This is a genomic window from Actinomadura sp. WMMB 499 (assembly GCF_008824145.1).
GTDB lineage: Bacteria > Actinomycetota > Actinomycetes > Streptosporangiales > Streptosporangiaceae > Spirillospora.
Window position 1 is genome coordinate 2,885,970 of sequence record NZ_CP044407.1, and the last position, 20,803, is coordinate 2,906,772.

Consider the following 20,803-nt stretch of genomic DNA (forward strand, 5'->3'; position numbering starts at 1 on the left):
ATTCTTTCCTACTCACGGCAGTGACAAGTCCAACCCGGTCCATCGGTGCCGCCAAGGCGCCGCACGGCGCCGCGTGGCGTAGCCTTGGGCGGCGTGGCACTGTACGCGGCGTACGCCTCCAACATGGACCCCGAGCAGATGGCGACGCGGGCTCCGCACTCGCCGATGCGCGGCACCGGCTGGCTCACCGGATGGCGGCTCACCTTCGGGGGGCAGGACAAGGGCTGGGACGGCGCTCTCGCGACCGTCGTCGAGGACGAACTCGACCAGGTCTTCGTCGTGATCTACGACGTCCCCGGCTGGGACGAGAAGGAGCTGGACGCCTGGGAGGGCGCGGCCCTCGGCGTCTACCGCAAGTTCCGCGTCCGGGTGCAGACCCTGGACGGCGACGCCCTGTGCTGGATGTACGTCCTGGACGACTACGAGGGCGGCCTGCCGTCGGCCCGCTACCTGGGCATCGTCGCGGACGCCGCCGAGGCCGCGGGCGCCCCGGACGACTACGTCAAGGGACTGCGCAACCGCCCCTGCGCCTCCATCGGCGACTGAACGGCCGCCGGGCGATCGAGCGCCGCCGAACGGCCGACCGACCGATAGTGTCGGCTTCGTGAGCAACGACGCTTTTGCCTTGGCACGCTCCGCGGCCGACGAGCTGCGGGCCCGGACGTCCTCCGACTCGTTCGACGTGGCCCTGGTGATGGGCTCCGGCTGGGTGCCGGCCGCCGACGCGCTCGGCGAGCCGGTCGCCGAGCTGCCGGTCACGGACCTGCCGGGGTTCCCGCCGCCCGCCGTCGAGGGGCACGCGGGCCGGATCCGGGTGGTGGACGTCGCGGGGCGCCGCGCGCTGGTGTTCCTCGGCCGGACGCACCTGTACGAGGGGCGCGGCGTGGACCCGGTGGTGCACGGCGTCCGGACGGCCCTCGCGGCGGGCGCGGGCACGATCGTCCTGACGAACGCGGCGGGCGGGCTGCGGCCGGCGACCCAGCACGTCGGGCAGCCGGTGCTGATCTCCGACCACCTGAACCTGACCGGCGCGAACCCGCTGACGGGCGCGCGGTTCCTCGACCTGACCGAGGCGTACTCGGCGCGGCTGCGGACGCTCGCGCGGGAGGTCGATCCGACGCTCGCGGAGGGCGTCTACGCGGCGTTCCGCGGCCCGACCTACGAGACGCCCGCCGAGATCAGGATGCTGCGCACGATGGGCGCGGACATGATCGGCATGTCGACGGTGCTGGAGACGATCGCGGCGCGCGAGGGCGGCGCGGACGTCCTCGGGATCTCGCTGGTCACCAACGTCGCGGCGGGCCTGTCGGACGAGCCCCTCGACCATGAGGAGGTCCTGGCCGCCGGGCGCGCCGCCGCGGGCCGCATGGGCTCCCTGCTCGCGACCGTCCTGTCGAAGCTTTGAGCAGCGACGTCCGGGCGGCGGCCAGGGCGTGGCTGGCCCAGGACCCCGACCCCGAAACGCGCACCGAGCTGTGGGAACTGCTGGACGCCGGGGACGCGGGCGCGCTCGCCGACCGGTTCGGGGCGCGGCTGGAGTTCGGCACGGCCGGCCTGCGGGGCGAACTGGGCGCGGGGCCGAACCGCATGAACCGGGTGACGGTGATGCGCGCCGCCGCCGGGCTCGCCGCGTCGCTCCCCCCGGGCTCGCACGTGATCGTCGGGTTCGACGCCCGGCACAAGTCGGAACGGTTCGCGGGCGACACCGCGGCCGTCCTCACCGGCGCCGGCCACACCGTCGAGGTGTTCGCCGAACCGGTGCCGACACCCGTGCTCGCGCACGCCGTCCGGACGTCCCGCGCGGCGGCGGGCGTCATGGTGACGGCGAGCCACAACCCGCCCCGCGACAACGGCTACAAGGTGTACTGGGGGGACGGCGCGCAGATCGTGCCGCCGCTGGACGCCGAGATCTCCGCCGCGATCGACGCCGTCGGCCGCGTCGACGAGCTGCCGCTCGGCTCGCACTGGGAGGTCCGGGACGATCTCACCCCGTATCTGAACGCCGTGTCGGGCCTCCGCCTGGGGGACGAGCGCGACATCTCGGTCGTCTACACGCCGCTGCACGGCGTCGGCCGCGACGCGCTCCACGCGGCGTTCACGCTCGCGGGCTTCCCGGCGCCCGTCGCCGTCCCCGAACAGGCCGACCCGGATCCGGACTTCCCGACGGTCGAGTTCCCGAACCCGGAGGAACCGGGCGCTCTCGACCTCGCGCTCGCCCTCGCCGCCGAACGGAACGCGGACCTGGTGATCGCGAACGACCCGGACGCCGACCGGTGCGCGGTCGCGGTGCCGTCGCCGTCCGGGTGGCGGGTCCTGACGGGCGACGAGGTCGGCGGGCTCCTCGCCGAGCACGTCCTGCGGCACACCTCGGGCGACGACCGCCTGGTCGTCACGACGATCGTGTCGTCGTCCCTGCTGGCATCGATCGCCCGCGCGCACGGCGTGCGGTTCGCCGAGTCGCTCACCGGCTTCAAGTGGATCATGAAGGCCGGGACGGGCGCCGACCGGCTCGTCTTCGGCTACGAGGAGGCCCTCGGCTACAGCGTCGGGGACGACCGCGGCGTCCCGGTGCTCGACAAGGACGGCATCGGCGCGGCCCTCGCGGTCGCCGCGCTCGCCGCCGGGGCGGCCCGGGACGGCCGCACCCTGCTCGACCTGCTCGACGACCAGGCCCGCCGGTACGGGCTGCACGCCACCGCGCAGGTCACCGCCCGCGTCGAGGACGTGTCGGAGATCACGCCGGTCATGTCCCGGCTGCGCGCCGGGCCGCCCGGACGGCTGGGCGGGCGCGCCGTCGAGGCGTTCGACGACCTGTCCCGCCCGGCGGACGGGCTGCCGCCCACCGACGGCGTCCGGTTCCGCCTGGAGGGCGGCGCGCGCGTGGTGGTCCGGCCGTCCGGGACCGAGCCGAAGCTCAAGTGCTACCTGGAGGTGGTCGTCCCGGTGGGCGGCGACGGGGACGTCGCCGGGGCCCGCAGGCGCGCGGAGGCCGCGCTGGAGTTCCTGCGCGGGTCGGTGGCCCGCGAGTTGCTCAGTTGACCAACGCCAGGATCACGCACGCCACGACGGCGAGCGCCGGGACCGCCAGCGCCGCGACCGCCGGGAGCGACCACGTCACCGTGCCCCGCGCGTCCCCGGCGGCCTCCTCCCGCGCCTCGGCGGCCCGGTCCGGCGCGCCCGACCGGGTCTTCGGGCGCAGCCGGTCCCGCATCTCGTTCAGCTGGTCGGCCGCGTAACCGGCGGGCGTCCGGCCCTTTACCTGGGCGCCCAGTGCCGCGTTCTGCTTCCGCGCGCGCGCCTCCGCCTTGGCCTGCGCACGCGGCGACGTCTGGTGCACCCACGCGCGCGTCCGCAGCTCGGCGCCGTCCGGTCCCGCGAACCGGACGACCAGCGCGTCCTTGCCCTCGATGGACCGGACGGCCCGCCACGGCGCCCGCGTGTCCCGCAGCGGGTTGCGGACGGTGACCGCCGCGTCGTCGCCGATGATCGCCGGGCGGAGCCCGATCGTGTAGGCGATCCCGGAGCCGAGCAGCAGGAGGGCGGCGATCGTGAACGTCGTCAGCGAGTACTCGGGGTCACCGGTGACGCCGAAGGCGAGATCCGCGATGTTCAGCGCGGCGAACGCCAGCCACGCGAACGCGGCCACGCGCCCGCCGGTGGAACGAATCGTCATGCTCGCATCATGCCAGGGGCCGCGCCCCGCTCCACTTCCGCTGCGCGAACCCCGGCTTGATCACCCCGTGGATCAGCTCCAGCCGGTCGTTGAACGGCGTGAACGCCGACTTCATCGCGTTCACCGTGAACCACTCGAGGTCGTCCCACCCGTACCCGAACGCGTCCACCAGCTTCGCGAGCTCCGCCGACAGCGTCGTCCCGCTCATCAACCGGTTGTCGGTGTTGACCGTCACCCGGAAGTGCAGCCGCCGCAGCAGCCCGATCGGGTGCTCCTCGATCGACTTCGCGGCCCCCGTCTGGATGTTCGACGTCGGGCACATCTCCAGCGGGATCCGCTTGTCCCGGACGTAGTTCGCGAGCCGCCCGAGCCGCGGTTCGTCCCCCTCGGCGTCGATGTCGTCGATGATCCGCACCCCGTGCCCGAGCCGGTCGGCGCCGCACCACTGGATCGCCTGCCAGATCGACGGCAGCCCGAACCCCTCGCCCGCGTGGATCGTGAAGTGCGCGTTCTCCCGCTGCAGGTACTCGAACGCGTCCAGGTGCCGGGTGGGCGGGTACCCCGCCTCCGCCCCCGCGATGTCGAACCCCACCACGCCGTCGTCGCGGTACCGGACGGCCAGCTCCGCGATTTCCTCGGACCTCGCCTGGTGCCGCATCGCCGTCAGCAGCGCCCCGACGCGGATCCCGTGGTCGCGGCCGCCGCGCGCGAAGCCGTCCAGCACGGCCTCGACGACCTGTTCCAGCGGCATCCCCGTGCCCGTGTGCAGCTCCGGCGCGTACCGCACCTCCGCGTACACGATCCCGTCGGCGGCGAGGTCCTCCGCGCACTCGTACGCGACCCGCGCCAGCGCGTCCGCCGACTGCATCACCCCGACGGTGTGCGAGAACGTCTCGAGGTAGCGCTCCAGCGAGCCCGAGTCCGAGGCCGCCTCGAACCAGTCCCGCAGCTTCCCCGCGTCCGTCTCGGGCAGCCCGGCGTACCCGCTCTCCTCCGCCAGTTCCACGACCGTCCGGGGCCGCACCCCGCCGTCCAGGTGGTCGTGCAGCAGCACCTTCGGCGCGCGCCGGATGTCCTCGAGAGTAGGCCGATCGTCCATCTCAGGAATCTACCCGCCGGAGCTTCCGGCGAGATCACACCGAGGTAAACCCCCGGTACCCGCGTACTATATGCCCGTATGCGTATCGTGTACGCACAGCAAGAGTGCTGTTGTGCCGGGGCGGGCCGCCATGGACGCCGACCGACACGACGAGAACGCCGCGCCGGACGTCCTCACGCGGCCGACGGGCGCGGTGAGACCAGCGCGAGCCCGCCGTCCCGGCGATCATCTCGATCCGCGCGATCCGCCCGTCGCGGACGGTGAAGGCGAACGCCATCGCCGGACGGCCGCCCGGTGCCCACACGGCCCCCGGCGAACCGTCGACGAACGCGGGCCGGGCCGCGCGAGCCCGGCCGCAGAACGTCCCGGCCACCGCCTCGGCGCCGTCGACCCGGCCGGGGGCTCCGGCGAGGACGGCGGCGCCGTCGGCGGTCAGCACGGCAGCGGGATCGAGCAGGGCCAGCAGGGCGGTGAAGTCCCCGTCGCGGGAGGCGGCCAGGAAAGCATCGACGATCTCCCGGTGCCGCCGTGCCCCGCCACCGTCCGGCGCGCTCCCCTGGACCCGGCGCCGTCCCCTGCTGGCGAGCTGGCGCGCCGCGTCCGGGGACCGGCCCAGCACGACGGCGATCTCGCCGTACGGCACCGCGAACATGTCGTGCAGTACGAACGCCAGCCGCTCCGCCGGGGTGAGGTGATCGAGGACGGCGGTCATGGCCAGGCCCACGGAGTCGGCCAGCACCGCCTCCCGCTCGGGGTCCGCGCCGGCGTCCTCGGCGTCGGGCCGCTCCGGGGCGCCGTCCATCGGGTCCTCGCGCCGGGTCCTGCGGGAGCGGAGCAGGTTCAGCGACACCCGGGCCACAACCGTCGTCAGCCAGCCGGCCTGGTTCACCACGCCGCCGGTGCCGGCCAGGTGCGCCCGCACCCATGCCTCCTGCACGGCGTCCTCGGCCTCGCTGACCGACCCCAGCAGCCGGTAGGCCACGGAGAGCAGGTGAGACCTGTGCCGTTCGAACTGGTCGGTCAGGACGTCGCGGTCGTTCATGGACGGGACCTCTCCATTCGTGTCGTTACAGACACTGACCCACGCGGCCCGCCGAATGTGACGCCGCCCATGTCACATCCGCCGCCCGGCACGTGTCGGATCGTTGGGAACCGGCCGGAGGCGCCGGATCGAGCGAACGGAGCGGAGCATGGCCGAGGTTGTCCGGACGCCCGGGAGATGGAGGCGGCGCCTCGCCGCGGCGCTCATCGCCTACCTGGTCGTCGCGTTCCTGGTGGGGATGGTGACGAAGTTCTGGCCGGGTCCGACCTTCTTCGGCCCGGCGTACTCGGTGAAGTTCACCGACTGGGGATGGCCGTCCTGGATGCGGTTCGTGGCCGGTGCCGTGGAGGGGATCTGCGCGGTCCTGCTGGTCGTCCCGCGCCGCCGGGCGCGCTTCCTCGGGGCCGCCGCGCTGGTCTTCCTGCTGGCGGGGGCGGTCACGACGCACCTTCTCGACGCGGCCCCGCTCTACGAGGAGGTCTCGGCCCCGTTCCATCTGCTGCTCACGATGGGCGTGGCACTGGCGAACTGGCCGCCGGACTGGCGGCTGCTGCTGAGGCCCTGGGAGCCGGACGGCCCGGCGCGGGACGTCGCCGCGGCCGTCCCCGGCGAGCCGCGCGCCCCGGCGCGTCCCGCCGTGTGACCCGGTCAGGTGGATGCGGGTCCGGTGGGCGGTCTGCGGGCGAGGAGGAAGGCCTGGGGGGTCGTCTCGGCGAAGTCGCCCGCCTCGTCGGGTTCGCGGACGAGGCGGGCCCGCACGTCCAGGCCCGTCCGGACGAGCAGGTCGGCGACGTCGTCCGGGCGGCGGTGGTGGAAGTCGAGCGAGACCGCGTGCCCGCCCGCGCTCGTCCGGCGGGACACCTCGTCCCCGGCCTGGAAGCCGAGCAGCAGGTGGCCGCCCGGCGCGAGGACGCGGCGGAACCCGGCGAGGACCTCCGGGAGCCGTTCCTCCGGCACGTGGATGATCGAGTACCAGGCGACGAGCCCGCGCAGCGAGCCGTCCGGGACGCCCGCGACGTCCGGGTCGAGCATCGAGCCGGCCTCGAACCGCAGGTCCGGGTAGGTCTCCCGCGCCACCTCGATCATCCGCGGCGACAGGTCGATCCCGAACGCCTCGACGCCACGCGCGTGCAGGTACGCGGTGATGCGGCCGGGTCCGCACCCGATGTCGGCGACCGGCCCCGGGCGCACCCGTTCGGCGAACGCGTCGAGCATCGCCCGGTCCAGCGGTTTCGCCGCCAGCTCGTCCCGGATCCAGGCGGCGTAGTCGACGGCCAGGGCGTCGTAGGACGCGCGCGTCGCCTCCAGGAATCCCGCCTCGCCCGCATCCACGGGCGCCACGATAGTGCCCGCCCCCTTGCCCGTGTGGAGGAGCCGGTCAGGCCCCGGCGGGCGCGCGTTTGACCGTCCGTGCCCGGGTAGCCCCAGGTCATGACCCAGACCATGCCCGCGCGGGCGAGCGCGCGCTACGAGGGCTTCGACACGATGCCGATCGGCGGGGTGTGGCGCGGCGGGCGCAGCGGCCGTTCGCGCGCCGACACGGACCCGTGGAGCGGCGACACCCTCACGGAGATCCCGCTGGCCGATGCCGGCGACCTGGACGAGGCGTTCCGCGCGGCCCGCGACGCGCAGCCGGACTGGGCGGCGCGGACGCCCGGCGAGCGGGCCGGGGTGATGCGTGCGGCCGCCGGGATCCTCGAGGCGCGCAGGGACGAGGTCGTCGGCTGGATCGTGCGCGAGTCGGGCGGAACGGTCGCGAAGGGCGAACTCGAGTGGGGGCTGGTGCGGTCGGTCCTGTACGAGGCCGCGTCGATGGCGCCCCACGTCGAGGGCCGGATCATGCCGTCGGACGTCCCGGGCAAGGAGAGCCGCGTGTACCGGCGTCCGGTCGGGGTGGTGGCGGTCATCAGCCCGTGGAACTTCCCGCTGCAACTCTCGGCCCGCTCGGTGGCGCCGGCGCTGGCCGTCGGCAACGCCGTGGTGCTCAAACCGGCGAGCGACACGCCGGTGACGGGCGCGCTGCTGCTCGCGAAGATCCTCGAGGAGGCGGGGCTGCCGCCGGGCGTGCTGAACGTGACGATCGGGGCGGGCGGCGAGATCGGCGACGCGATCGTCGAGCATCCCCTCGCCCGGATGGTGTCGTTCACCGGTTCGACGCCGGTGGGTGAGGGCATCGTGCGGAAGGCGGGCGTGCGGAAGCTCGCGCTCGAGCTGGGCGGGAACGGACCGCTGGTGGTCCTGGACGACGCCGACCTGGACCGCGCGGTCGACGCCGCCGTCTTCGGCTCGTTCTTCCACGCGGGCCAGATCTGCATGATCGCCAACCGGGTGATCGTCGACGCGTCCGTGCACGACGCGTTCGTCGAACGCTTCGTCGAGCGGGTACGGGCCCTGACCGTGGGGGACCCCTCGGACGAGGCGACGCAGGTCGGGCCCGTCATCAACCGGAGCCAGCTGGACGGGATCCGCGACAAGATCGCTCGTGCCCGCGACCAGGGGGCCGTCCAGCTGGTCGGCGGCGAGCCGGGCGGACCGTCCGGGCTGCTGCTGCCGCCGCACGTCCTGCTCGCGGGCAACGACGCGGCCACGGCGCGCGAGGAGGTCTTCGGCCCCGTGATCACCGTCGTCCGGGCGGACGGCGAGGACGACGCGCTGCGCCTGGCCAACGACACCGAGTACGGCCTGTCGAGCGCGGTGTTCACGCGGGACATCGACCGTGGCGTCCGGTTCGCGCTGCGCGTCGACGTCGGCATGACGCACGTGAACGACGCGCCCGTGAACGACGACGCCAACACCGCCTTCGGGGGCGAGAAGGCGTCGGGCATCGGCCGGTTCGGCGGCCGGTGGGCGATCGAGGAGTTCACGACCGACCACTGGGTCAGCGTCCAGCACGAACGGCGCCCGTTCCCGATCTGATCCTCCGTCAGCGGCGCCGCAGCGCCGGGTCGAGCAGCGCGGGCGGGGTGTCGAACTTCTCGTGCGCGGCGAGGTCGACGCCGGGGGCGACGATCGCGTCGATCGCGTCCAGGACGTCGGCGGGCAGCACCGTGTCCGCGGCGGCGAGCTGGGCGTGCAGGTGGTCCAGGGTGCGGGGGCCGACGAGCGCGCTCGTCACGGCGGGATGCGCGGTGACGAACCCGAGCGCGAGCTGGATCATCGTGAGGCCCGCCTCGTCGGCGACCTTCGCCAGCGCCTCGACGGCGTCCATCCTGGCCCGGTTGGCGGGCACGGCGAGGTCGAAGCGCTCCGGCAGGACGGACGAGCGGTGCGTGCCGACCTCGCGCCCCCGCCGGACCGCGCCCGACAGCCAGCCCGAGGCCAGCGGGCTCCACGCCAGCACGCCGAGCCCGTACTCGGCGGTCACGGGCAGCACGTCGGCCTCGATGCCGCGCTGCAGGATCGAGTAGCTGGGCTGCTCGGTGACGTACCGGCCGAGGCGATGCTCGCGGGCGGCCCACTGGGCCTGCACGACGCGGTACGCGGGGAACGTCGAGGAGCCGAAGTACCGGATCTTGCCCGCGCGCCGCAGGTCGGTCAGCGCGGACAGCGTCTCCTCGTCGGACGTGGCCGGGTCCCACCGGTGCATCTGGTAGAGGTCGACGTGGTCGACGCCGAGCCGCCGCAGGCTCTCGTCCAGCGCGGTGACCAGCCAGCGGCGCGACGTGCCGCGGCGGTTGCGCTCGTCCCCCATCGGCATGTACGCCTTCGTGGCCAGCACGATGTCGTCGCGGCGGCCGGCGATGGCCTTGCCGACCATCTCCTCCGACTCCCCCTGGCCGTACATGTCGGCGGTGTCGATGAGGTTGATCCCGCCTTCGAGGGCGGCGTCGACGATGGCGGTCGCCTCGTCCTGGGTGGTGCGGCCGATGGCGCCGAAGTTCATCGCGCCCAGCGCGAGCGCGCTGACCTGCACGCCCGTCCGGCCCAGAGTGCGGTACTGCATGAGAGTTCCTCCATAGGTGCACGACTTGGCCGCCGGTCTCCCGCTCTGCCATCATGGAGAAACGGAACGGCGTCCCGGTTTCGACGATACGGAACGCTGTCCCGTTTAGCAACCGCGGGCACCGGAGGGAAGGAGCGTGCCGTGAGCGACGGCGACCGGGAGGCGGGGCGCGCGGCCCGGCCCAAGCGCGCGGACGCGCGGCGCAACGAGCGGACCCTGCTCGACGCGGCCGCGGCGGTGTTCGTCCGGTCGGGCGTGGACGCCCCGGTGCGCGACATCGCGGCCGAGGCCGGCGTCGGGACCGCGACGATCTACCGCCATTTCCCGACCCGGTCGGACCTGGTCATCGCCGTCTACCGGCACCAGGTCGAGGCATGCGCGGAGGCCGGCCCGGCGCTGCTCGAATCGTCCCCGAGCCCCCACGCCGCGCTGGGGCGCTGGATCGACCTCTTCGTCGACTTCCTGGTCACCAAGCACGGGCTCGCGGCCGCGATGCGGTCCGACGAGTCCGGTTTCGAGGCGCTGCACGCCTACTTCATCGACCGCCTGCTGCCCGTGTGCGCCCGGCTGCTCGAGGCCGCCACCGAGGCGGGCGAGGTCCGCCCCGGCCTGGACGCCTACGCGCTCATGCGCGGCGTCGGGAACCTCTGCATCGGCGCGGAGAGCGATCCCCGCTACGACGCGCGCCGGCTGGTCGAGCTACTCGTCGCGGGCCTGCGCCGTCCGGCGTGACGGGGCGCGGGGCGTCCGGGACGTCCCGGAAACGGAAAGGTCCGCCCGCCGCGGGGGGGCGGCGGGCGGACCCGGGACGGTCGCGTCAGCGGACGCTCCCGACCCGCTCGGCCACCGGCTCTGCGGCGGCGTGCCGGCCGCGCGCGGCGGACCGGGCGGCCGGGATCGCCGCGGCGATCAGCGCCGCGACCAGGGCGACTCCGCAGCCGCCCAGCAGGGCGACCCGGAAGCCGTTCTCGGAGGCGAAGGTGTGGCCGCCCATCGTGACGGTCATCTCCGCCAGGATCACGCCGACGGCGGCGGCGCCGATCGAGGTCCCGAGGGAGCGCATGAGCGTGTTGAACGCGTTGGCGGCGGCGCTCTCCTCCTGCGGGACCGAGCCCAGGATCAGCGCGGGCATGGCGCCGTAGGCCAGCCCGACCCCGCTGTTGATGATCATGAGGCCGAGCATGAGGCCCCACGCCGTCCCCATCAGGGCCAGCATGGCGCCGTACCCGAGCGCCAGCACCAGAATGCCGCTGACCAGCGTGACCTTCGGGCCGCGGGCGTTGGTGAGGCGCCCGCCGAGCGGCGAGACGATCATCATCATGACGCCGCCGGGCGCCATCCACAGGCCCGCCGCGAGCATCGACTGGCCGAGGCCGTAGCCGGTCGCCTCGGGGAACTGCAGGAGCTGCGGCACCACCAGCATGGCGGAGTACATGCCGACCCCGACGAAGATGGACGCCACATTGGTGAGCAGCGTCCGCGGACGCGCCGTGGTGCGCAGATCGACGAGCGGCTCGCGAGTCCGCAGCTCCCACGCGCCCCACGCGAGCAGGGCCACGGCGGCGACGGCGAACAGGACGACCGTGGTCGCCGAGCCCCAGCCCCAGTCACCGCCCTTGGACAGGGCGAGCAGGAAGGAGACCAGCCCGACCGCCAGGCCGAGCGCGCCGACCGCGTCGAACCGCTGCCCCTTGGCGGCGGGCGGCACGGACGGGATCAGGAACCAGATCATGGCGCCGATGGCGACCGCGAGCGCCGCCGACGCCCAGAACAGCACGCGCCAGCTCGCGAACTCGGCGACCGCCGCGGCGATCGGCAGGCCGAGCCCGCCGCCGATGCCCATCGAGGCGCTGACCAGCGCGATCGACGTGCTGAGCCGTTCCATCGGGACGACGTCGCGCAGCAGGGCGATGCCGAGCGGCACCATGCCCATGCCCACGCCCTGCAACCCCCGTCCGATGATCATCGGGAGCACCGAGGACGACAGCGCGCACACGATCGAGCCCAGCACCAGCGGCACCGAGCAGGCCAGCAGCATCGGGCGCTTGCCCACCAGGTCGCCGAGCCGTCCGGACACCGGCACGCAGACCGCCCCCACCAGCAGGGTCACGGTGACCACCCAGGCGGCGTTGGACGGCGTGGTGTCCAGGATCCTCGGCAGGTCCGCGATGAGCGGGGTCACCAGCGTCTGCATGACGGCGGCCGTGGTGCCCGCCAGCGCGAGCGTGGCGACCACGCCCCCCACCCGGGCCTGCGGCGGGCCCGGGGGCACGGAATCTTGCATCAGGGAGCTCCTCGGCTGAGTGTCGCGGTCAGGGGTCCGACGCGGGTCCGAGGTCGCACACCCGGACGTCCATATGCATCGTACATATAGACTGTATCGTACATACTTTGTGGTGGCTGCACATCGTCGTGCGATGATGGTCACAGGAAATTAACGTGAACGGCGAGGAGGCAGACGGCAGATGCGCCGCCCCACCTACGAGATCGAGTACGAGCAGATGCTGCTCAGCCGTCACGAACTCCTGCGCCGGCGCCCCCGTACCGTGGACCGCAGCGCGTACGTCCTGCTCAGCCGCATCCGCGTCCAGGGGCCGATGTCGATCGGCGAGCTGAGCGACGCCTTCGGCCTGGACGCCTCCACGCTGAACCGGCAGACGGCGGCGGCCACGCGGGCGGGGCTCGTCGAGCGCATCGCCGATCCGGGCGGCGGCATCGCCCGCAAGTTCCGCATCACCGCCAAGGGGGTGCGCCTGCTCGACGAGGAACGCGACAGCATCGTGGGCAGCCTGGACAGGGTCATGGCCGGCTGGAGCGACGAGGACATCCTGACCTTCGCCTCCTACCTGCGGCGCTTCAACCGCGACATCGAAGCCCTGTCAGGACGCCCCTGGCCCCGCCCCTGACCCCATGAACGGGCCGCGCCCCGAGAGAGCGCGGCCGGTCTCCGTTCGCCCCGGTCAGATTCCGGCGCCCTTGGCGTACTCGCCGATGCCTCCGGCGAAGTCGAAGACCACGCAGGCCTCGTCGCCGACGACCCAGGCGTCGTGGCCGGGCGACACCACGAACGCGTCGCCGGGGCCCATCTCGTCCTCGCTGCCGTCCTCCATGCGCACGTGCAGCATGCCCTTGACGACGTAGCCGTTGTGGTGGACCTGGCACAGATCGGTGCCCGAGAGGTCCTTCACCGACTCCGTCCAGCGCCAGCCGGGCTCGAACGTGGCCCTGCCGAAGACGAGTCCCGTCATCTCCACGACGTCCAGGTGGCCCCTCGGAAAGTCGCGGCGCTCGTCCGGCTTATCGATGCTCTTGATCTCGATCATGATGGCCCCCCTTTTCCATCACCATCTCCCACACTTCTCCTGGTCTCGGCCCAACGCAAGAAAGCAGGCGTAGATCCCTAACCGACCCGGTACCGGACGCCCCTGCCGTCCTCGGAGCCGTGCAGGACGAGGGTGCGCGGCACGAACCCGCGCGGCGCGTCGAACACCAGGTACCCGCGGACGGACCCGCCGGGCGGCAGCGTCCAGGCCGGGTGCGTCCCCCGCCCCCTGGCGACGAGCAGGCCGGGCAGTTCGGCGTCCTCGCCGTCCAGCCGCTGCGCGCTCGCGCCGAACCGGACCTCCACCGACCCCGTGTTGGCCACGACCAGCCTGACCCGGCACATCACCCCGCGGACGACGATCCTCTCGACCTTGTGCCCGCATTCGGGCGGCGCCGCGGTGAACCTGAAATCGCCGTCCGTCGCGGGAGCGCCGAAGGCCGCCGCCACCGGACGTCCGGCGTGGCGATCGACCGCGTACGCACCGGCTCCGGCACCGGCGAGGAGCGCCGCGATCAGGAACGTCAGGACGAACCGCGCGACGGCGGGCCGGCCGCCCGAGAGCCGGATGTCGCGCACGGCCAGCCACCCGATCTGCAGGGTGACCAGCAGATCGGCGATCGCGATGAGCGGCAGCAGCCACTCCGCGGCGGCCCGCCGGTAGCTCGTGAGCACCAGCAGCGCGATGCATCCGGCGAGGAACTGCACGCCGAGGACGGCGCCGAACGCCTGCAGGACGCGGCGGACGGCGCCGACGGGCCGCGGGCCCGGGGCCTGCGCGAACGGCCACCCGTCCGCTCCGGGGTGGTCCGGGCGCGTGATCTGGGGATCCGACACCCGTCGAAGCGTACGGGCCGGCACCGACCAAGATCGACTTTTGTTCGGTTCCGGGCGACCGCATTCGACCGAATTGGTCAGATCGTTTCGGCTCCGGATCGCGCGCTGATCTCCCCGACCCGGTTGTACTGGTCGAACTCGACGCCGATCGTGAAGTCCGGCCCGGTGATGGTGAGCTTGGCGTGGTCGGGGGTGAACGCGGCGCCGAGCCCTCGCCATCGCGCGTAACTGTGGATCGCCCGCCGGGCGTCGCTCATCGGCACCTCGGCGACGGCCTGCTGGAGGACGCGCATGACGCGCGGGAAGGCGGGTGCCGGAAGCTGGAACTCGGGGTGCTCGATCAGGAACGCGGCACGGGTGCCCCCGCCGACGTCGGCGTGGTAGGAGGTCCAGCAGCCCGAGACGGCCTTGGCCGCGTCCAGCAGCGCCCCGGTGACGCGGACGGGCTCGAACCCCGGGTCCGCGGGCGTGCCGGGCAGCGTCCCGAACGGGACTTCGGCGTCCGCCAGCTGCTGGATGCCGTGCTGCCGCCCGAAGTCGCGGACCCGGACGGAGTGGGCGGTCAGCGACTCGGGATAGCCGGCGGGGTTCGCCCACGCCCACAGCCACGACTGCGGTCCGGGCGCCGCGCTGCCGAGCAGGTGGACGCGGCTGCAGACCAGCTCGCGGCTCCCGCTGAACACGAACCGCTCTTCCTGCAGGTTCGCGTTCCAGTTGTGGTCGCCGACGACCTCCTCCAGCTGCACCTGGTGTTCGAGCGAGAAGAGCGCGGCGTCGTCGAGCACGTTGGCGAGTGTGATCACTTCGGACATGACGGGCAGGCTAGCGTCCCGAACGGGGCTGACGTGGACGAATGCGGGTCAATGCCACCGATCGGGGCCCGCGAGGAGCGCGCCGACCGCAGTCTCCTCACCCCATCCCGGCAGCACTCGCCGTTGCCGTCCGTGGCGGTTCGCCCCTGAGTCGCGCCCGCGGCGGGCGGCCTGGACGGCCGCCCGCCTGTCGGGTCACATGTTGCGGCGCTGGATGTCCCATTCGGTGTTGCACAGGCCGCAGTTCGCGCCCGTGAACAGGGACCCGGCGGCGGCGTCGCCCTTCAGGCGCCACTTCAGCCAGGCGGAGCCGACGCGGCCGAACTCGCCGCCGTTGGATGCCCTGAATGCTCGCTCGGGCGGGCGTTCACCGCCGTGACACCTTCAGCAGGGTTTCGAGAGCCGTTAAGGAGCCTTTAGGGCGGGGGTCGTTAGCGTCCCGACGGCATCGCGGCCGCCGGACGTCCGGTGGCCGACGGACGACACAACGGGAAGGTCTCCATGCGCAGGATCGTCGCGTATCCCCTCGCCGGTCTCGCGGCCGTCGGGTCGACGCTGTTCGTCGCGAGCCCGGCATCGGCCCACGGCTACGTCTCCTCGCCGCCGAGCCGGCAGGCGCTGTGCGCGACCGGGACGGTGTCCGGCTGCGGGCCGATCCAGTACGAGCCGCAGAGCGTCGAGGGTCCGAAGGGGCTGCGGAGCTGCGACGGCGGGAACCAGCAGTTCTCGGCCCTGTCGGACGAGAGCCGGAACTGGCCCGCGACGGCCGTCGGGTCGAGCGTCACGTTCAACTGGGTCATCACCGCCCGGCACCGCACGGCCGACTGGCGGTACTACGTCGGTGACAAGCTCGTGGGGTCGTTCGCCGGCAACAACGAACTGCCGGGCTCGGTCGTGAACCACAAGGTCGACCTGAGCGGCCTCTCGGGACGGCGGACCGTGCTCGCCGTGTGGAACATCGGCGACACCGCGAACGCGTTCTACAGCTGCGTCGACGTGAACATCGGCGGCGGCTCCGGGACCGCACCGCCGACCACCGCGCCGCCGACCACCGCGCCGACGGAGGAGCCCGAGCCGACGGACGGGCCCACGGCGGAACCGTCGGCGGAGCCGACCGCCGGGCCGCCCACGGGCCCGGCCCCGCAGCCGGAGCCGTCCGCGGGCGGGGACGCCTGGAAGGTCGGGCGGTCGTACAAGGCCGGGGACGTCGTGACCTACGGGGGCGAGAAGTACCGCTGCCGGCAGGCGCACCGTTCCATCCGGAGCTGGGAGCCCTCGCAGTTCACCCTGGCCCTCTGGCTGCCGCTGTGAACGGCCGGCGCGGAGCGCTGATCGCGGCCGCCGTCCTCGCGCCGCTGCTGATGACGGCGTGCGGTGGCGGTGAGGCGAACGGGAAGCCGGTGAGCGCCGCGACCCCGGCGGCGAAGCACAACGACGGGGACGTGATGTTCCTGCAGATGATGATCGCGCACCATCGGCAGGGCCTCGAGATGGCGGGGCTGGCGGCCGAGCGGGCGCCGAGCGAGGAGGTGCGGGTCCTCGCGGCGGCCGTGAAGGCGACGCAGACCGAGGAGGCCGAGCGGATGATCGCGTGGCTGCAGGCGTGGTCGAAGCCGCTGGAGGCCGGGCACGGGCACGCCCACGGGCCCCACGCGGAGCACGGCGCGGCGCCCGCCACCGGCGCCGAGGAGATCGAGTCGCTGAAGCGCGCGAAGGGGACGGCGTTCGAGAAGGCGTTCCTCAACCTGTTCATCGCCCACCAGCACAACGCCGTCGAGATGGCGCGGACGGAGCTGGCGGAGGGCGGGAACCCGGACGCGAAGGCGTTCGCCCAACGGGTCCGGGAGTCCCGCACGGATCAGATCCGGCAGATGCTCGGGCTGCTGAACGCCTAGAGACCGGCGTCCCCCGCGTCGGTCGAACGCGGGGGGCGCCGTGTTCAGCGCCGTGACCGTTTCGTCCGTTCCGCGGGTTCGGTGCGGAGCCACATCTGGATGCGGGCGCCGCCGAGCTGCGGGGAGCGGTCCACGCGCAGGCCGCCGCCGGTGGCGTCGGCGAGGCGGCGGGCGATGTCCAGGCCGAGGCCGGTGGACCCGGCACCGCTCGTCCCGCGGCGCAGCGCGGCCCGCTCGTCGGCGATCCCCGGGCCCGCGTCGGCGAACAGCAGGCCCACCGAGTGCCGTCCGCGGTGGACGGTCACGGTGAACCCGGCGCCGCGCGGGGTGTGCCGGAACACGTTGCCCATCAGCGCGTCGATCGCCGCGACCAGCTCGGTGCGCGCGACCGGCACGGGCACCGGGCCGTCCGGGGCGATGAGCTGGTGCGGACGGTCCTGGTCCTCGGCCAGCGCGGACCAGAACCCGAGGCGCTCGCGGGCGACGTCGGCGGCGTCGCACCCGGCGGCCTGCGGGCGGGGCCGCCGGGCGGTGGTGATGAGCGCGTCGATCTCGCCCTCCAGCCGGGCGAGCGCCTCCCGGCCGCGCTCCAGCCGGTCGGGGTCGCCGGGGTTGGCGACGAGGCCGTCGATGCTGAGGCGCAGCCCGGTCAGCGGGGTGCGGAGCCGGTGCGACAGGTCCGCGGCGGTCTCGCGTTCGGTCTCCAGCAGTCCCGCGACCTGCTCGGCCATGGTGTTGAACGCGGTCGCGGCGGCCCGCAGCTCGCGGGGGCCGTCCGGGGTCACCCGGACGTCGAGGTCGCCGGCGCCGACCCGGCCGGCCGCGGCGGCGAGGCGGCGCGACGACCGGACGACGCGGGTGGCGAGCCGGTCCCCCATCGCGACCGCGACGGCGCCGAGCGCGACCGCGACACCGGCCAGCGTCACCCACGCCTCGGTCACGCCGCGGGACAGTTCCGCGCGCGGGACGAACACCTCGACGACCGCGGTGGGGGCGCCGTCCCGCACCACCGGCCGCAGCAGCACCTGCCCGCCGCGCAGCTCGGCGGGGAACGCCCGGCCGCGGTCGCGGGCGGCGGCGACGTCGGCGGGCGCGGCGCGCGGCGTCCCGACGGTGCCGCCGGGCAGGTGCACCGCGAGGCGCCCGTCCGCGCCGGCCTCGGTGGACGCGACGGCGTCGGCGAGGGCGTCCGGGGCGGTGGTGATCGCCAGGACCGGGACGAGCGACGCCGCCTGGCGTTCGGCGCCCGTGAGCGCCCGGTCGCGGGCCATCTGCTTCACCACGAGGCAGAGCGGGAGCAGGAAGGACACGGCGACCATGGTGGTGACGGCGAACGCGACGAGGGCGAGGGTGCCGCGCATCCCACCGGTGCGGGACGCGCGGGGCTCGTCGGGGTGGTCGCTCATCGGGACGCTCCGGCGATAATGGCGGTCATGCGGATACGGTTCGCGGCCGCGTGGTGCACGGCGACGCTGGCGGGGCTCGCGGTGAGCTGGTGGGGGGTGCAGCACGCCATCGGCGGCACGGCGCTCGGCGACGCTCCGGTGGCGGCGGTGCCGGCCCGGACCGGACGGCCGCCCGCGCCCCCGCCCGCGAGCACGCCCGCGCCGGCGCAGCGCGAGACGCTCACGCCGGGCCCGTCAGCCACGCCGTCCCCCGGCCGGTCGTCCGCGGCGCCGTCGCCGGACGGCCGGACGCGCACCTACGCTGTCCGCTCGGGACGGGTGGTGCTGGAGCTGCGCGAGCACGGTGCGCGGCTCGTGTCCGCCTCCCCCGAGCAGGGGTTCGAGGTCCGCGAATGGCGGCAGGACACCTGGCTGCGGGTCGAGCTGACCGACGGCGAGCACGGCTCCTCGGTGATCGCGAGCTGGCACGACCATCCGACGCTCGTCCAGGTCTACGAGTACTGACCGCATCACGGCGCCGTCAGCATCACGCCGACGCCGCGGACCGTGTGCAGGTAGCGGGGCCGCGCGGCGGTCTCCCCGAGCTTGCGGCGCAGCCACGACATGTGGACGTCGAGGGTCTGGTCGTCGCCGTTCGCCTGCCGCCACACCTCGGCGAGGACCTCCCGGCGGCGCACCACGCGGCCCGCGCGGGCGGCGAGGAACGCGAGGAGGTCGAACTCCAGGCGGGTGAGCCGCAGCGGGGCGCCGTCCAGGTCGGCGCGGCGCGCGTCCAGGTCGATGCGCAGCCCGCCGACCTCCAGGACGTCCGGCGGCGGGTTCGCCCGCGTCCGGCGCAGGACGGCCTGGATGCGCGCGTCGAGCTGGTCGCCGGAGAACGGTTTGACCATGTAGTCGTCGGCGCCCGAGCGCAGCAGCCGGACGATCTCGCGCTCGTCGTCCCGCGCGGTCGCGATGATCACGGGGGTGTCGGTCACCGCGCGCATCATCTTCAGGGCCTCACCGCCGTCGAGATCGGGCAGACCGAGGTCGAGCACGATCATGTCGTAGCCGCCGGTCGCCTCGCGCAGCGCGTCCAGGGCGCGCGCGACGCTGTGCACGGCGTGCCCGAGGTCGGTCAGCTCGTGGATCAGCGCCTGCCGGACGATCTCGTCGTCCTCGACCAACAGAACCATCGCCATGGCGGCCAAAATAGAACAAGCCTCGCGTTCACGGCGATCGTTCGTGCGGGTCGGCGCCGAGCTCAGCGGGCGGCGTAGCCCTGGGCGACGAGCCGTTCGGCGAAGCGCGCGTAGTCGGCCGGGTCGGCCGGGACGGCCGTCGCGAGACCGTCCACGTACCGGTTGTACATGCAGAACGCCGCGGCGATCAGGACGGTGTCGTGGATCTCGACGTCCGTCGCGCCGGCGGCGCGGGCGGCCGCCACGTGGGCCTCGCCGACCTCGCGCCCGCCCTTCTGCACGGCCGCCGCGATCGCCAGCAGCGCCCGCAGCCGGTCGGAGACGGGCGCCGTGGACGGGTCGGCGTGCACCCGCTCGACCAGCGCGGCCCCGTCGGGGAGCTGCGCGGCGGCGCAGGCGCCGTGGGTGCCGGCGCAGTAGCGGCAGCCGTTCAGCTCGGACACGTACGCGCCGATCAGCTCGCGCTCGCCGCGCTCCAGCGGGCCGGGGCCGCGCAGCAGCGCCTCGGCGAGCACCGAGAGCGGCCCGGCCGTCTCGGGGCGGAACCGCAGGAGCGAGGGGAGCCCCGGGATACCGTCGTCCAGGTCGATGTGCGCCAAATCCTGCCTCCCGCCGGGCATTTCCGTATCGCCCGATCCTGCCCCGTCCCGGCGTCAGGAGGGTAGTTTTCTCGCCACTCCACAAAAGGTCATGGTCTCCGGCGGCTCGCCCCACGGGCTGGGCTCGGGACGCCAGCGGGGGCAGGACACCACCCCGGGCTCCACCAGGTCCAGCCCGTCGAACAGCGCCTCGATCTCCTTGGCCGTCCGCGCCCGGATGAGCTGCGGCGTGCCGCTGGAGTTCCACGCGTCCGTCGCGGCGCGCGTCACGTCCACGTCGAGGCAGGCGTGCGAGAGGGCGACGAAGCTGCCGGGGGCCAGCGCGTCGGTGAACGTCCGCAGGATGCGCCGCGCCTCGCCGTCGTCCGGCACGAAGTGCAGCAGCGCGAGCATCATCAGCGCCACCGGACGGCCGAAGTCGAGCGTGCGCGCGGCCTCGCCCAGGATGCGCTCGGGGTCGCGGACGTCGGCGTCGACGTAGTCGGTCGCGCCCTCGGGCGTGCCCGCGAGCAGCGCCCGCGCGTGCGCGAGGACGAGCGGGTCGTTGTCCACGTACACGACCCGGCTCTCGGGCGCGACCCGCTGCGCGATCTCGTGCGTGTTGTCGACCGTCGGCAGGCCCGTCCCGACGTCGAGGAACTGCCGGACGCCCGCGTCCCCGGCGAGGTGCCGGACGCACCGGCCGAGGAACAGCCGGTCGCTGCGGGCGGCCGACACGATGCCGGGCACGTCCCGGGCGACCCGCTCGCCGGTCTCGCGGTCGACCTCGTAGTGGTCCTTGCCGCCCAGCCAGTAGTCCCAGACGCGTGCGGAGACCGGCCGGTCGGTGCGGAAGCGCTCATCGGGGGGCATGCGGCCTCCTCGTCGCGGATGTCGGGGCGACCTTACCGGGACCTTTGCCCCCCGGCCATGAGCCTGTCGTGACGGGCCGTCACGGGCCGTCGCGAACGTCGGTCCGGCGTTCGCCGCGGCAGGTCACGGCCCGTCCGGGGGC

General features: G+C 74.0%; 23 protein-coding genes. 10 read left to right on the forward strand and 13 right to left on the reverse strand.

Annotated features, from left to right (window positions below; translation table 11 throughout):
- Window positions 1-93: 93 nt before the first annotated feature.
- From F7P10_RS12420 to F7P10_RS12430, 3 genes are read left to right on the forward strand one after another with little or no spacing between them, the layout of a single operon-like run.
- Window positions 94-546: a gamma-glutamylcyclotransferase gene (locus tag F7P10_RS12420; RefSeq protein WP_151009488.1), complete on the forward strand. Its 453-nt coding sequence runs from the start codon at window positions 94-96 to the stop codon at window positions 544-546.
- Window positions 547-604: 58 nt separating this feature from the next.
- Window positions 605-1,405, forward strand: a complete 801-nt coding sequence (locus F7P10_RS12425) for a purine-nucleoside phosphorylase (protein ID WP_151009489.1) — start codon at window positions 605-607, stop codon at window positions 1,403-1,405.
- On the forward strand, window positions 1,402-3,039 hold the full coding sequence (locus F7P10_RS12430; RefSeq protein WP_151009490.1) for a phospho-sugar mutase: 1,638 nt from the start codon (window positions 1,402-1,404) through the stop codon (window positions 3,037-3,039). The genes F7P10_RS12425 and F7P10_RS12430 overlap by 4 nt, the downstream gene beginning before the upstream one ends.
- Here F7P10_RS12430 and F7P10_RS12435 read toward each other — a convergent pair.
- Genes F7P10_RS12435 through F7P10_RS12445 form a run of 3 tightly spaced genes read right to left on the reverse strand, consistent with a single transcriptional unit; the run spans window position 3,032 to window position 5,814 of the window.
- Window positions 3,032-3,673, reverse strand: a complete 642-nt coding sequence (locus tag F7P10_RS12435; protein ID WP_151009491.1) for a PH domain-containing protein — start codon at window positions 3,671-3,673, stop codon at window positions 3,032-3,034. The two genes, F7P10_RS12430 and F7P10_RS12435, sit on opposite strands and share 8 nt — an antisense overlap.
- 7 nt (window positions 3,674-3,680) lie before the next feature.
- Complete coding sequence (locus F7P10_RS12440) at window positions 3,681-4,772, reverse strand: adenosine deaminase (RefSeq protein ID WP_151009492.1); 1,092 nt, start codon at window positions 4,770-4,772, stop codon at window positions 3,681-3,683.
- A 34-nt stretch (window positions 4,773-4,806) separates the two neighbouring features.
- Window positions 4,807-5,814: a sigma-70 family RNA polymerase sigma factor gene (locus F7P10_RS12445; protein ID WP_151009493.1), complete on the reverse strand. Its 1,008-nt coding sequence runs from the start codon at window positions 5,812-5,814 to the stop codon at window positions 4,807-4,809.
- 148 nt (window positions 5,815-5,962) lie between these two features.
- On the opposite strand from F7P10_RS12445, the gene F7P10_RS12450 reads away from it, so the two are divergent.
- Window positions 5,963-6,457, forward strand: a complete 495-nt coding sequence (locus F7P10_RS12450; RefSeq protein ID WP_151009494.1) for a DoxX family protein — start codon at window positions 5,963-5,965, stop codon at window positions 6,455-6,457.
- Window positions 6,458-6,462: 5 nt separating this feature from the next.
- On the opposite strand, the gene F7P10_RS12455 is transcribed toward F7P10_RS12450, so the two are convergent.
- Window positions 6,463-7,146 carry a trans-aconitate 2-methyltransferase gene (locus F7P10_RS12455; RefSeq protein ID WP_151009495.1) on the reverse strand — a complete coding sequence of 228 codons (684 nt, stop codon included), beginning with the start codon at window positions 7,144-7,146 and terminating at the stop codon, window positions 6,463-6,465.
- A 99-nt stretch (window positions 7,147-7,245) separates the two neighbouring features.
- Here F7P10_RS12455 and F7P10_RS12460 point away from each other — a divergent pair, with 99 nt between their 5' ends.
- Window positions 7,246-8,730, forward strand: coding sequence for an aldehyde dehydrogenase family protein (locus F7P10_RS12460; protein WP_254716565.1), 1,485 nt, complete (start codon window positions 7,246-7,248; stop codon window positions 8,728-8,730).
- A gap of 7 nt (window positions 8,731-8,737) precedes the next feature.
- Here the strand turns inward: F7P10_RS12460 and F7P10_RS12465 are convergent, their stop codons facing one another.
- Complete coding sequence (locus tag F7P10_RS12465) at window positions 8,738-9,757, reverse strand: aldo/keto reductase (protein WP_151009496.1); 1,020 nt, start codon at window positions 9,755-9,757, stop codon at window positions 8,738-8,740.
- A 141-nt stretch (window positions 9,758-9,898) separates the two neighbouring features.
- On the opposite strand from F7P10_RS12465, the gene F7P10_RS12470 reads away from it, so the two are divergent.
- Entirely contained in the window at window positions 9,899-10,489 is a 591-nt protein-coding gene (locus F7P10_RS12470) for a TetR/AcrR family transcriptional regulator (RefSeq protein ID WP_151009497.1), read from the forward strand.
- Window positions 10,490-10,574: 85 nt separating this feature from the next.
- Here F7P10_RS12470 and F7P10_RS12475 read toward each other — a convergent pair whose 3' ends face one another.
- Window positions 10,575-12,041, reverse strand: coding sequence for an MFS transporter (locus F7P10_RS12475; protein WP_151009498.1), 1,467 nt, complete (start codon window positions 12,039-12,041; stop codon window positions 10,575-10,577).
- Window positions 12,042-12,222: 181 nt separating this feature from the next.
- Between F7P10_RS12475 and F7P10_RS12480 the strand changes: the two genes are divergently transcribed.
- A complete protein-coding gene (locus F7P10_RS12480) occupies window positions 12,223-12,663 on the forward strand; it encodes a MarR family winged helix-turn-helix transcriptional regulator (protein ID WP_151009499.1) in 441 nt (146 codons plus the stop codon).
- Window positions 12,664-12,717: 54 nt separating this feature from the next.
- Here F7P10_RS12480 and F7P10_RS12485 read toward each other — a convergent pair whose 3' ends face one another.
- The 3 genes from F7P10_RS12485 to F7P10_RS12495 all read right to left on the reverse strand — a co-directional run bounded on the left by F7P10_RS12485 (window position 12,718) and on the right by F7P10_RS12495 (window position 14,728).
- Window positions 12,718-13,080 (reverse strand): cupin domain-containing protein, encoded by a 363-nt coding sequence (locus tag F7P10_RS12485; RefSeq protein WP_151009500.1) that lies wholly within the window; start codon window positions 13,078-13,080, stop codon window positions 12,718-12,720.
- Window positions 13,081-13,157: 77 nt separating this feature from the next.
- Window positions 13,158-13,916, reverse strand: a complete 759-nt coding sequence (locus F7P10_RS12490; RefSeq protein WP_151009501.1) for a DUF4352 domain-containing protein — start codon at window positions 13,914-13,916, stop codon at window positions 13,158-13,160.
- A gap of 77 nt (window positions 13,917-13,993) precedes the next feature.
- On the reverse strand, window positions 13,994-14,728 hold the full coding sequence (locus F7P10_RS12495; RefSeq protein ID WP_151009502.1) for a DUF6882 domain-containing protein: 735 nt from the start codon (window positions 14,726-14,728) through the stop codon (window positions 13,994-13,996).
- Between the two features lie 501 nt (window positions 14,729-15,229).
- Between F7P10_RS12495 and F7P10_RS12505 the strand changes: the two genes are divergently transcribed.
- Window positions 15,230-16,039 carry a lytic polysaccharide monooxygenase gene (locus F7P10_RS12505; protein WP_151009503.1) on the forward strand — a complete coding sequence of 270 codons (810 nt, stop codon included), beginning with the start codon at window positions 15,230-15,232 and terminating at the stop codon, window positions 16,037-16,039.
- Window positions 16,036-16,623: a DUF305 domain-containing protein gene (locus F7P10_RS12510; protein WP_218040473.1), complete on the forward strand. Its 588-nt coding sequence runs from the start codon at window positions 16,036-16,038 to the stop codon at window positions 16,621-16,623. Before F7P10_RS12505 ends, F7P10_RS12510 begins: the two co-directional genes overlap by 4 nt.
- Before the next feature lie 44 nt (window positions 16,624-16,667).
- On the opposite strand, the gene F7P10_RS12515 is transcribed toward F7P10_RS12510, so the two are convergent.
- On the reverse strand, window positions 16,668-18,029 hold the full coding sequence (locus F7P10_RS12515; protein ID WP_254716566.1) for a HAMP domain-containing sensor histidine kinase: 1,362 nt from the start codon (window positions 18,027-18,029) through the stop codon (window positions 16,668-16,670).
- Window positions 18,030-18,056: 27 nt separating this feature from the next.
- On the opposite strand from F7P10_RS12515, the gene F7P10_RS12520 reads away from it, so the two are divergent.
- Window positions 18,057-18,533 (forward strand): hypothetical protein, encoded by a 477-nt coding sequence (locus F7P10_RS12520; RefSeq protein WP_151009504.1) that lies wholly within the window; start codon window positions 18,057-18,059, stop codon window positions 18,531-18,533.
- Window positions 18,534-18,538: 5 nt separating this feature from the next.
- Here the strand turns inward: F7P10_RS12520 and F7P10_RS12525 are convergent, their stop codons facing one another.
- The 3 genes from F7P10_RS12525 to F7P10_RS12535 all read right to left on the reverse strand — a co-directional run bounded on the left by F7P10_RS12525 (window position 18,539) and on the right by F7P10_RS12535 (window position 20,661).
- Window positions 18,539-19,210, reverse strand: a complete 672-nt coding sequence (locus F7P10_RS12525; RefSeq protein ID WP_151009505.1) for a response regulator transcription factor — start codon at window positions 19,208-19,210, stop codon at window positions 18,539-18,541.
- Window positions 19,211-19,272: 62 nt separating this feature from the next.
- A complete protein-coding gene (locus tag F7P10_RS12530) occupies window positions 19,273-19,809 on the reverse strand; it encodes a carboxymuconolactone decarboxylase family protein (RefSeq protein ID WP_151009506.1) in 537 nt (178 codons plus the stop codon).
- Between the two features lie 54 nt (window positions 19,810-19,863).
- On the reverse strand, window positions 19,864-20,661 hold the full coding sequence (locus tag F7P10_RS12535) for an SAM-dependent methyltransferase (protein WP_151009507.1): 798 nt from the start codon (window positions 20,659-20,661) through the stop codon (window positions 19,864-19,866).
- Window positions 20,662-20,803 lie beyond the last annotated feature (142 nt).